Raw genomic sequence first — 11,947 nt, 5'->3', positions numbered from 1 at the left:
AAATTGGTGTCAAATTGGTGTCAAAACAGAAAAAATCACAATTTCAAAAGAAATAGGATACTGCAAACCATTGATTTTAAAAGGTTTGCAAAAAAAATCAAAAAAAATTAGCACTCACCTCTTGACTCTGCTAACAAAACGTGATATGTTATACAAGAACTAGAACAAGACAACAATGTTACGGTGGCAAAAACCAGAAGTAACCAGTTATATTTTTATTTGCAGATAGAGGAGGAGAGCCTATGAATATCAGTAAATTTACACAGAAATCCATACAGGCTGTTCAGGATCTGGAAAAGGTTGCCTATGAATACGGCAATCAGGAAGTGGAGCAGGAGCATCTTCTGTATGCTCTTCTCAGTCAGGAGGACAGCCTGATTCTCAAGCTTATTGATAAGATGGAGATCAATAAGGAATATTTTGTTAATACAGTAAAAAAAGCCCTGGATGCCAGGGTAAAGGTAAGCGGCGGAGATCTCAGGTTCGGACAGTACCTGAATAAATCTCTTGTCAGCGCAGAAGACGAAGCAAGAGCTATGGGAGACGAGTACGTTTCTGTAGAGCATCTGTTTCTGTCTCTTCTGAAGCAGCCGAGCCCCAGCATGAAGAAGATTTTTGATGAATTTGGAATCACCAGAGAACGCTTCCTTCAGGCGCTTTCCACAGTAAGGGGAAATCAGAGGGTAGTCAGCGACAACCCGGAAGCAACCTATGATACTCTTAATAAATATGGAGAGGATCTGGTGGAAAAAGCCCGCAACCAGAAGCTGGACCCGGTAATTGGCCGTGATGCGGAGATTCGCAACATTGTCAGGATTCTTTCCCGTAAGACAAAGAACAATCCGGTTCTGATCGGTGAGCCGGGCGTCGGTAAAACAGCAGCCATTGAAGGACTGGCTCAGAGAATCGTTGCCGGAGACGTTCCTGAAGGACTGAAAAACAAAAAGATTTTTGCTCTGGACATGGGGGCGCTTGTAGCAGGAGCCAAGTACAGAGGCGAGTTTGAGGAACGTCTGAAGGCAGTTCTGGAGGAAGTGAAAAAAAGCGAGGGAAACATTATTCTCTTTATTGACGAGCTTCATCTGATCGTCGGAGCAGGAAAAACAGACGGCGCCATGGATGCGGGAAATATGTTGAAGCCAATGCTTGCAAGAGGGGAACTTCACTGTATCGGAGCAACCACCCTGGACGAGTATCGTCAGTATATTGAAAAGGATGCTGCTCTGGAACGTCGTTTCCAGCCGGTTATGGTTGATGAGCCTACTGTGGAGGATACCATTTCCATTCTTCGTGGACTGAAGGAGCGTTATGAGGTATTTCACGGAGTAAAGATCACAGACAGTGCTCTTGTGGCGGCAGCAACACTTTCGCACAGATATATTACAGACCGTTTTCTTCCGGACAAGGCCATTGACCTTGTGGATGAGGCCTGCGCGCTGATCAAGACGGAGCTGGATTCCATGCCTACCGAGCTTGACGAGCAGAGACGTAAGATCATGCAGATGGAGATTGAAGAGTCTGCCCTTAAAAAAGAAACAGATAATTTAAGTAAGGAGCGTCTTGCAGACCTTCAGAAGGAGCTTGCTGATCTTCGGGATGAATTTAATACTCAGAAGGCTCAGTGGGACAATGAAAAGCATTCTGTAGAAAAGCTTCAGAAGCTTCGTGAGCAGATCGAGGATGTGAATAAGCAGATACAGAAGGCAAAGCAGAGCTATGACCTGGAAAAGGCTGCAGAGCTTCAGTATGGAGAGCTTCCAAGACTTCAGCAGCAGCTTGAGATCGAGGAACGCAATACAAAGGAAAGTGACAACCGACTGGTGCATGAGGCTGTGACAGATGATGAGATCGCAAAGATCATTTCCAGATGGACAGGAATCCCTGTTACCCGTCTGACTGAGGGCGAGAGGACAAAACTTCTGAGTCTTGAAGATGAGCTTCATAAACGGGTGATTGGCCAGGATGAGGGTGTGCGCCTTGTGACAGACGCCATTCTGCGGTCAAAGGCCGGAATCAAGGATCCAACCAAGCCTATTGGTTCTTTTCTGTTCCTGGGACCTACCGGCGTAGGTAAAACGGAGCTGGCAAAAACACTGGCAGCAACGCTTTTTGATGATGAACAGAATATGGTCCGCATTGACATGAGTGAATATATGGAGAAATATTCTGTATCCCGTCTGATCGGAGCGCCTCCGGGATATGTGGGCTATGAGGAAGGCGGTCAGCTGACAGAGGCTGTCAGAAGAAAGCCGTACAGCGTTGTGCTGTTTGATGAGATTGAAAAGGCTCATCCGGACGTGTTTAATGTACTTCTTCAGGTGTTGGATGACGGACGTATCACGGATTCTCAGGGAAGGACTGTGGATTTCAAGAACACCATTCTGATCATGACATCCAATATAGGTTCACCCTATCTTCTGGACGGCATTGATGAAAAGGGAGATATAAAACAGGAAGCTCAGGATATGGTCATGAATGATTTGAGAGGTCATTTCCGACCGGAGTTCCTGAATCGTCTGGATGAAATAATTTTGTTCAAACCCTTGACAAAAAATAATATTGGTAACATAGTAGACCTGATGGTGGCAGAGCTTGACAGGCGTCTGTCTGATCAGGAGCTTTCCCTGACTCTGACAGAGGCGGCAAAAGCGCAGGTTGTGGAAAACGGCTATGATCCTGTGTATGGAGCCCGTCCTCTGAAGCGTTATCTGCAGAATTATGTGGAAACACTTGCTGCGAAAAAGATTCTTTCCGGTGATGTTCATGCAGGAGATACGCTGGAATTGGATGTAAGGGACGGCCAGTTTATTATCAATGTAAAGGACGGAAACAGATGATACCCAAGGACCCGGTAATTTTACTGAGTTATGTGAACACGCAGCTTCGGGATTATTATGATTCCCTGGAAGCGCTCTGTACCTGCAGAGGTCTTAAGAAAAATGAACTGGTAGAAAAGCTGAAGTCGATCGATTATGAATATGATGAGGCGACAAACCAGTTTATATAAGAAAAAGCCGGAGAAACACCCTGTGTACAGGGCTGGTTTCTCCGGCTTTTTACGGCTGTTAGCAGGAATGCAGTGCATCCTGCACCAGGCTTCCTGCTAAATTAAAAACTATACGCGGGGATACGGCCGGATGCAGGCGAAATATAATTACATGACTAATGATTAATTTGTGAAAATAATGTGTTTAAAAGATGAAAAAAGTGTAAAGTGCACAAAAACCACTTGCATTTTTTGTGCAAATGAGTATCATATAAAATTAGCCGACTAATTAAAGATGGGAGGTAGAAAATGAAAACGGTAAAAGAACCAGAGGAAACTGGATTCCAGGATTTATTTGTACAGCTGAATCGGGCTTATGCATCAAAATGTTTTCATCAGATGTCTGTGCTGGGAATCCATCCGGGGCAGATTCCGTTTATCATGCTTTTATCTCAGCATGAGGATATGAGCCAGAAGGAGATTGCGGAGGAGCTTCAGGTGAAGCCGCCGACAGTAAATGTCATGGTGCAGCGTATGGAAAAATCCGGTATTATCGGCCGGAAGCACGATCAGGAAGACCAGAGAGTAACAAGAGTTTTTCTAACAGAAAAGGGACAGGAAATGAAGAAACTTGTTGCTAGACAGGTAGAAAAAAATGAAACCTATGTGCAGAAAGGGTTTACTGATACGGAAAAATGTCTGTTCCGTCGGTTTATGGAGCAGATCATAGAAAATATTTATAATATCCCGGAGGATACCCAAGGGGAAATTATGGAAAAAGGAGAGGCTGACAATTGATCAAATTAATGAAATATCTGAAAAGATCCATCGGATATGTGGTGCTGATCTTTGCCTTGCTGTTTCTGCAGGCATATTGTGATCTGTCACTGCCGGATTACACTTCCAGGATCGTAAATGTGGGAATCCAGCAGAAAGGCATTGAAGACGGCGTACCCGGGAAACTGCGGAAATCCTCTATGGATCATTTGAAGCTGTTTATGAGTGAGGATGAGGCTTCTGAGACAGAGAATGCCTATAAAGAGGAGGGAGACATCTGTACCCTCCGTAAAGATGTGGACAAAGAAACTCGAGAGAAACTGAATGAGAGTTTTGGAAAACCTATGCTAATCCTTATGGGCCTTACTGCCGGCGGTGAGGAATCAGAAAAAATGCTGGCAGAAATGCACATTCCTGAAGGAACCGATCCGGTTCAGGCTATTGCGGCTATGCCGGAAGAGGCAAGAGCTCAGATGACGGAAGCTATGGGAGAGAAATTTGCAGAAATGCCGGATTCGATCATTACACAGGCGGCAGTTTCCTATGTGCAGATGGAATATGAAGCTATGGGAGAGGACATTGATGAGATACAGATGAGATATATTGGGGAAGCAGGTTTTAAGATGATCCTCATGGCGCTTTTGATCATGGCAGCGTCCATCTCTGTTGTATTTCTTTCCGCAAAGGTTGCTGCCAGTCTTGGACATGATATCAGAGGAGATGTTTACCGGAAGGTCATTGGATTTTCCAGCAATGAATATAATAAATTTTCTACAGCGTCTCTGATCACAAGAAGCACCAACGATGTGCAGCAGGTCCAGCAGACAATGGCTATGATGTTCCGTATCGTACTGTATGCACCGATCATTGGTATCGGAGGTGTTCTCCGGGTTTTGGATACCGATTCTTCTATGACCTGGATCCTTGGTGTGGGAGTGGTGCTGATCCTTGTTTTGATCGGTCTTCTTTTTTCCATTGCCATGCCGAAGTTTACAAAGCTTCAGGTGCTGATCGACAGACTGAATCTGGTTACCCGTGAAATACTTACAGGAATTCCTGTAATCCGTGCGTTCAGCCGGGAAAAACATGAGGAAGAGCGTTTTGAGGATGCAAACCGCATTCTGACAAAGACAAATCTGTTTGTAAACAGGTGTATGACCTTTATGATGCCGTCCATGATGCTGATCATGAATGGAATTTCTGTCCTGATTGTATATAATGGTTCTCACGCAGTAGATGCCGGTAATATGCAGGTGGGAGATATGATGGCATTTATTCAGTATGCAATGCAGATCATCATGGCTTTCCTGATGATCACTGCAATGTCTATTATGCTTCCAAGAGCAAATGTGGCAGCACTTCGTATTGTGGAGATTCTGGAAACAGAGAATTCTCTGGAAGATCCTCAGAATCCGGTTCATCCGTCTGCAGAAGAGACGGGAACGGTAGAATTTGATCATGTATCCTTTGCCTATCCGGATGCAGGAGAAAACGTACTGACGGATATCAGCTTTAAGCTCAGGAAAGGACAGACCCTTGCTGTGATAGGAAGTACCGGAAGCGGAAAAAGTACCCTGATCAATCTGATCCCCAGATTTTATGATGCAACAGAGGGACAGGTAAAGGTAGATGGCACAGATGTCCGGGATATGGCACAAAAGGATCTGAGAGACCGTCTGGGCTATGTTCCGCAGAAAGGTGTACTTTTTTCTGGAACTATTGATTCCAATATCCGGTATGGAAAGACAGATATCTCCCGGGATCAGGTAAAACAGGCCGCAGCAGTTGCGCAGGCACAGGATTTTATTGAGGAAAAGCCACATGGTTATGATTCTCCTGTATCTCAGGGCGGTACGAACGTGTCCGGTGGACAGAAGCAGCGACTTTCCATTGCCAGAGCCATTGCAAGAGATCCGGAGATATTTATCTTTGACGACAGCTTTTCGGCCCTTGATTTTAAGACAGATAAAGCTCTGAGACAGGCATTGAAGGAGCATACTGGAAATGCGACAACGATTATTGTAGCCCAGCGTATCAGTACTATTCTGGGAGCAGATCAGATCCTTGTACTGGATGAGGGAAGAATGGCAGGTCTTGGAACTCACAGTGAACTGATGAAAAACTGTGAGGTATATCGTCAGATCGCCATGTCACAGTTATCAGAGGAGGAACTGGCAAATGAGTGAAAATAGAAGAGGTCATATGGGAGGCCCCATGGGCCATGGAAGAGGAATGCATGGAGGAGAAAAAGCCAAGGACTTTAAAGGCTCCATGGCAAGAATCCTCCGTTATATGGGACGGTATAAATTCCGATTTATTCTGATGTTCTTTTTTGCAGTAGCAGGTACGATCTTTAATATCTGGGGACCTAAGATCCTTGGAAAAGCCACTACAGAGCTGTTTTCGGGTCTTGTGGCAAAGGTGAACGGCACAGGCGGCATTGATTTTGAAAAAATAGGGATGATCCTTTTAAGTGTTATGACACTTTATCTGGTAAGTTCCTGCTTCTCATTTATACAGGGATTTGTCATGACTGGAATATCGAATGATGTGACTTATAATCTGAGAAAGGATATTTCCAAGAAGATAAACCGGCTGCCGATGAACTATTTTGAGAGCAGAACAAACGGAGAAATCCTTTCACGGGTAACAAATGATGTAGATACCCTTCAGATGAGCTTGAATCAGAGTATGACGCAGCTGATCACTTCTGTAACAACACTGGTCGGTGTACTGTTTATGATGCTTTCCATTAATGTCTGGATGACTGCTGCAGCCTTGCTGATTCTTCCGGTTTCTATGCTGATCATCAATTTTGTGATGAAGCATTCTCAGAAATATTTCCGGGATCAGCAGAGCTATCTTGGAAAAGTAAACGGGCAGATCGAGGAAAATTATGGCGGACATAATGTAGTCAAGGTGTTCAGTAAGGAACAGGATGCAGTAAGGGAATTTGAAGAAGATAACAAAAAACTTTATGAATCTGCATGGAAATCTCAGTTCTTTTCCGGAATGATGATGCCTGTCATGCAGTTTGTAGGCAATCTGGGGTATGTGATGGTAGCTTTTCTGGGAGGTGTATTTACCATTAAGGGAAGTATTGAGGTAGGAGATATCCAGTCTTTCTTCCAGTATATCCGAAACTTTACCCAGCCGATCCAGCAAATCGCCCAGGTAACGAACCTTCTGCAGTCGTCTGCAGCAGCTTCCGAGAGAGTGTTTGAGTTTCTGGATGAGCCGGAAGAGGTACAGAAAGCGGAACATCCTGTTTCTGTTGAGAAACTTTCCGGTGAGGTACAGTTTGATCATGTGTCTTTTGGATATGATCCGGAGAAGATCATTATCCATGATTTTTCTGCCAAGGTTAAGGACGGTCAGAAGATTGCCATTGTAGGACCTACAGGTGCAGGAAAGACTACAATGGTGAAACTGCTTATGAGATTCTATGATGTAAACAGCGGACAGATCCGGGTGGATGGTCACGATATCAGAGACTTTAACAGAAGTGAACTTCGGGAAATGTTTGGCATGGTACTTCAGGATACCTGGCTGTTTTCCGGAACAATTATGGAGAATATACGCTATGGAAGACTGGATGCCACAGATGAGGAGGTTATTGCAGCGGCTAAGGCGGCTCATATCCATAATTTTATTATGCAGCAGCCCGGAGGCTATCAGATGGTGCTGGATGAAGAGAACAGTAATATCTCCCAGGGGCAGAAACAGCTTCTTACCATTGCCAGAGCCATTCTGGCAGACAATAAGATCCTGATTCTGGACGAGGCAACCTCTTCGGTAGACACCCGAACGGAAATGCAGATCCAGAAAGCAATGAATAATCTGATGAAAGGAAGAACCAGCTTTGTGATCGCTCATCGCCTTTCTACCATTAAGGATGCAGATCTTATCCTTGTAATGAAAGACGGAGATATCATTGAGCAGGGAAATCACAAGGAGCTTCTGGAAAAAGGCGGATTTTATGCCGAGTTGTATAATAGTCAGTTTGAAAATGGAAGAAAAGATCAGATGTGTTCCTGAAAAGAACAGCCGGTGACAGAACTCTTGTCATCGGCTGTTCTTTTAGATATAATGAAAGATACCTGCATGAAAAGACTGTAAATGAATTCTTCTGGGGATTGCATATTACAGTCGGATCCGGAGCAACGTGTATGATAAAAATGATACTACGAAAAAATCCAGAATAAAGGAGGATTTAACATGATCGTAACTACAACTAATGCAATAGAAGGAAAAAGAATTGTAGAATATAAAGGAATCGTGTTTGGTGAAGTTGTCAGCGGTGTAAATGTGCTGAGAGATTTTACCGCAGGAGTCAGAAACTTTTTTGGCGGAAGATCGGCCGGCTATGAGGAAGAACTTCAGAATGCCAGGGAAGAGGCTATCCGTGAAATGGAAGAAAGGGCAGCAGGCCGGGGCGCTAATGCAGTGATCGGTGTGGATGTAGACTATGAAGTTCTGGGAACTGATAATGGAATGATCATGGTAACTGTCAGCGGTACAGCTGTTGTGGTCTCATAATCTTATGCCTGCAGAAAAGACAGGACGGGAATATCTGGATCAGGTGATCTCCTGCCTCCGAAAAAGACTGGAGGAGGTAAATGCTTCTATTGAAGCAGGTACCAGAGAGATCGAAGACATGCATGAATACTACTGGGAAAATTATACAGAGATGGACCAGTACGGATATGAGGAATTTGATAACAGGCAGGCCCTTCTGGCTCAGGTAAATGCAAACCAGGAGCAGCTCCTTTTGCGTAAAAGATTCCGAAATATGATGGATTCTCCCTTTTTTGGAAAAGTGGATTTTATTTACGAAGGAGATGAAGAGCCGGAACAGTTTTATATCGGGATCGGGAACCTGGCGGAACAGGCAGGAGGACGTCCTCTGGTCAATGACTGGAGAGCGCCTGTCAGCGGGCTGTTTTATGATTACGATAAAGGACCGGCATCTTATGAAGCACCGATGGGAACGCTTGCCGGAGAAATCTGCTCCAAGTGGCAGTATAAGATTCGCCGGGGAGAAATGATCTATGAATTTGAAAGTGATATCAAGATTGATGATGACATCCTGAAAGCAGAACTTGGAAGCTGTGGAGAGGTGCAGCTGAAAAATATCATCCGCACCATACAGAAGGAGCAGAATGCGATTATCCGAAATACCGAAGACCGGATCATGGCAATTCAGGGAACTGCCGGAAGCGGAAAGACATCTGTGGCTCTGCACAGGATCGCATATCTTCTTTATCATGACAGGAAGAATCTGAAATCTTCTAATATTCTGATCCTTTCGCCAAACAGTGTGTTTGCCGATTATATTTCCCATATCCTGCCTGAGCTTGGAGAAGAAAATATCCGGGAAATGAGCTTTGATCTTTTTGCTTACAGAGATCTTCAGGATATCGCTGCAGACTGTGAGGATAAGTATGATCAGATTGAGAAAGCGGTGCAGAATCCTTCCACCTGGAAACAGTACAGGGAAAAACAGTCGCCGGAGTTTGCCTCCCGCCTGGACGGGTTTATGCTGGAACTGGAGGATGAGCTGATGAATTTCCGGGAGGTGGAGTACAAAGGCTGTGTAATGACGGAATCTGAGATCATCCGGCTGTTTTATGACAGATTTCCCGACATTCCCCTTTTATCCAGAATGGAAGCCATTGCGGAATATTTTATCGATCAGGTGGAAACACTACGTGACAGAGATCTTTCTGAAGAGGAAAGAGAGGAACTCACAGATAAATTTATGAAAATGTACAGCACCAGAGACTGCTATGTTCTGTACAGCCGTTTTCTGGACAGAGAGGGCTACCGGCCTTTGCCGAAACGTCCTGTAGAAAAACGTGCTCTTAAATATGAGGATGTCTACCCGCTTCTTTATTTGAAACATCACCTGATCCGGTGCCGGACGCACAGCGAGATCCGTCATCTGGTAGTAGATGAGATGCAGGATTATTCCTGGATTCAGTATCTTCTTTTGCAGAAGCTTTTTCCATGCAGGATGACGATCCTGGGAGATAAAGCTCAGACCATGGAGGAGGAACAGCAGGATGTGATGAAATTCCTGCCGAAGATTTTCGGGAGAAATATCCGTAAAATCTATATGAACAGAAGCTACCGGAATACGGTGGAAATCGCGGAATATGCCAACCGACTGGCCGGGATTACAGATATGGAACTGTTTGAACGTCATGGAGAACCGGTTCGGGAGGAAAATTTTATATCTCAGGAGAAAGCGCTGGATGCTGTTCTGGAAGGATGGCTGCAGGCGGAGGATCGTCTGGAAACTGCGGCAGTGATCCTGATGACAGAAAAAGAGGCAGAGAAAGCTTCGATATATCTGATGGATCGTTTGGAAGATCTGGCTCCTGAAAAAACAGACAGGCTGTTCTATCTTAACAGAAACAGCGGCAAATTCCAGAAGGGACTGACAGTTACTACCTTTTACCTTGCAAAGGGACTGGAATTCGACAGAGTTTATGGTGTGTTTAGCGAAAAAGACCAGAGTTCCCTAAAGACGCAGGCGGAATACATCACTGCCACAAGGGCGCTTCATGAGTTGTTTATGTACAGAATCTGTTAATGGGAACAGCCTGTACAGAAGGCAGAAATTGCTGTCAGGAGACGGCAGACGACAGAATTTCAAACCGAAAATATGACAGGAGTTTATATTTTTTTCATAGGATTTTCACATTGCGGCATGGAAAATTTATTGACAGGCATGTAATAAAATTGTAAAATATGGTACAAAGGCTTCAATTATGATTCGTATTTAAGGAGGATATCATGAAGAATAAAAAATTACTTGCTGTTCTGGCACTTACAGTAACTGCATCTGTTTTTATGGCAGGCTGCGGCTTTGGCGGCGACGAACCGGAAGAGCAGAAGGTTGTCAGCGTAACACCTGCACCGGAAGTGACCAAGGCACCGACTGCGACACCGACCATCGCTCCTAATGTACAGAACACCACTTATACATCAGCGGACAAATCTGTTTCTATTAATCTCCCGGATGCTACCTGGGCAAATAAGACAGATGAGTCAGGTACTATTAGTTTTGAATCACCGGAAAACGGAAATATCCTGATTCTTCATGGCCAGGGAGAGGAGACTATGGCAGCAACCGTAATCCCAAGCACTCAGGATATGGCGGTTTCTCTGGAGCAGGCAGACGGCGATAAAGTTCAGGGAACAGACTTTGAGATCCAGGATTATAAAGCAGAAGATGTAAACGGTATCGGTGTTTACAGCTATGTGACAAAAATGATAAATACAGAAAAAAGTGACGGAGCTCTTTATGTGGTTCATAAGGTATTTGCCAATGCCAGTGAATATTATACAATTGAGGCATCTGTGAAAAATGAAGCGGCTCTTGCTTCTGTGAAAAGTGCAGTGGATTCCTTTAAGATTCTTGGAAACTCTACTTTGAAAGAAGCGGCTCCGGGAACAGCACCGGCAGCAGGAACTACAACTGGAACGGATGGAGCAGATGCTGCAGCCAATAATGCCGGCACAAATGCACCGGCAGCAGAAAACGCCGGAACAGACACTGCGTCAGGAACGGATGCAGGAACATCAGATTCAGCAGGAACCAATACAGAATCTGAGGGAAGCACTTCCTCCGGAACTACCAGCTCAGGTGGATTTACAGAGGAGCAGCTCAGCAATACAGATTCAACAAGAACTATTTACAGAAACTCTGACGGACATCCGATCGTAATCCAGCCGGATGGAAACGGAAGCTGGGTGGACTTTGACGGTAATACCTACAACTTTGTAAACGACGAGGATGTTTACGCAGAGGACGGAACCGATTATTACTGGCACGGAGAAGCTGCAGACGTATACTATATGCCTGTTCAGTAACTACGGCAGAAGTATCATATAGCAGACAGTAAAGGCAGGTGAGAGATCATCTGCCTTTTTATAAGGAGAGGGACAGTGGAAGCATACGGAAAATTTGCGCAGGTTTATGATATGTTCATGGATAATGTAATATAGCCATTTTAAAAGCCCGGAAACAAAGCGTTTCTGGGCTTTTTCTCTATATTCTGCAAATGTTCCGTTGTCCTCTGTTATCCTCTGTTTACCCCTGTTTTCCGCGGCTTTGTAGTAAAAACTGTAGTAAAATTCGTAGTAGAAAATCAGTAAGAAACTACAGCATAAAAG

8 protein-coding genes are annotated in these 11,947 nt (G+C 44.6%); all 8 read left to right on the top strand.

Annotation, left to right across the window (positions count from 1 at the left end; all coding sequences use genetic code 11):
- Nucleotides 1-242 precede the first annotated feature (242 nt).
- A complete protein-coding gene (clpB, locus tag RDS42_RS07165) occupies nt 243-2,837 on the top strand; it encodes an ATP-dependent chaperone ClpB (protein ID WP_022066610.1) in 2,595 nt (864 codons plus the stop codon).
- Nucleotides 2,834-3,007 carry a DUF4250 domain-containing protein gene (locus tag RDS42_RS07160; protein ID WP_308783033.1) on the top strand — a complete coding sequence of 58 codons (174 nt, stop codon included), beginning with the start codon at nt 2,834-2,836 and terminating at the stop codon, nt 3,005-3,007. Before clpB ends, RDS42_RS07160 begins: the two co-directional genes overlap by 4 nt.
- 288 nt (nt 3,008-3,295) lie before the next feature.
- Nucleotides 3,296-3,784, top strand: coding sequence for a MarR family transcriptional regulator (locus RDS42_RS07155; protein WP_308783032.1), 489 nt, complete (start codon nt 3,296-3,298; stop codon nt 3,782-3,784).
- Nucleotides 3,781-5,949: an ABC transporter ATP-binding protein gene (locus RDS42_RS07150; RefSeq protein WP_308783031.1), complete on the top strand. Its 2,169-nt coding sequence runs from the start codon at nt 3,781-3,783 to the stop codon at nt 5,947-5,949. The genes RDS42_RS07155 and RDS42_RS07150 overlap by 4 nt, the downstream gene beginning before the upstream one ends.
- Nucleotides 5,942-7,801 carry an ABC transporter ATP-binding protein gene (locus RDS42_RS07145; protein ID WP_308783030.1) on the top strand — a complete coding sequence of 620 codons (1,860 nt, stop codon included), beginning with the start codon at nt 5,942-5,944 and terminating at the stop codon, nt 7,799-7,801. Before RDS42_RS07150 ends, RDS42_RS07145 begins: the two co-directional genes overlap by 8 nt.
- A gap of 180 nt (nt 7,802-7,981) precedes the next feature.
- Complete coding sequence (locus tag RDS42_RS07140) at nt 7,982-8,302, top strand: putative heavy metal-binding protein (protein ID WP_308783029.1); 321 nt, start codon at nt 7,982-7,984, stop codon at nt 8,300-8,302.
- Between the two features lie 4 nt (nt 8,303-8,306).
- Nucleotides 8,307-10,361, top strand: coding sequence for a UvrD-helicase domain-containing protein (locus RDS42_RS07135; protein ID WP_308783028.1), 2,055 nt, complete (start codon nt 8,307-8,309; stop codon nt 10,359-10,361).
- 203 nt (nt 10,362-10,564) lie between these two features.
- Nucleotides 10,565-11,644, top strand: coding sequence for a PsbP-related protein (locus RDS42_RS07130; protein WP_308783027.1), 1,080 nt, complete (start codon nt 10,565-10,567; stop codon nt 11,642-11,644).
- Nucleotides 11,645-11,947: the final 303 nt, after the last annotated feature.

The organism is uncultured Blautia sp. (assembly GCF_902497045.1).
In the GTDB taxonomy this organism is placed as follows: domain Bacteria; phylum Bacillota; class Clostridia; order Lachnospirales; family Lachnospiraceae; genus Blautia_A.
This window is presented reverse-complemented; position numbering and strand designations above follow the sequence as displayed.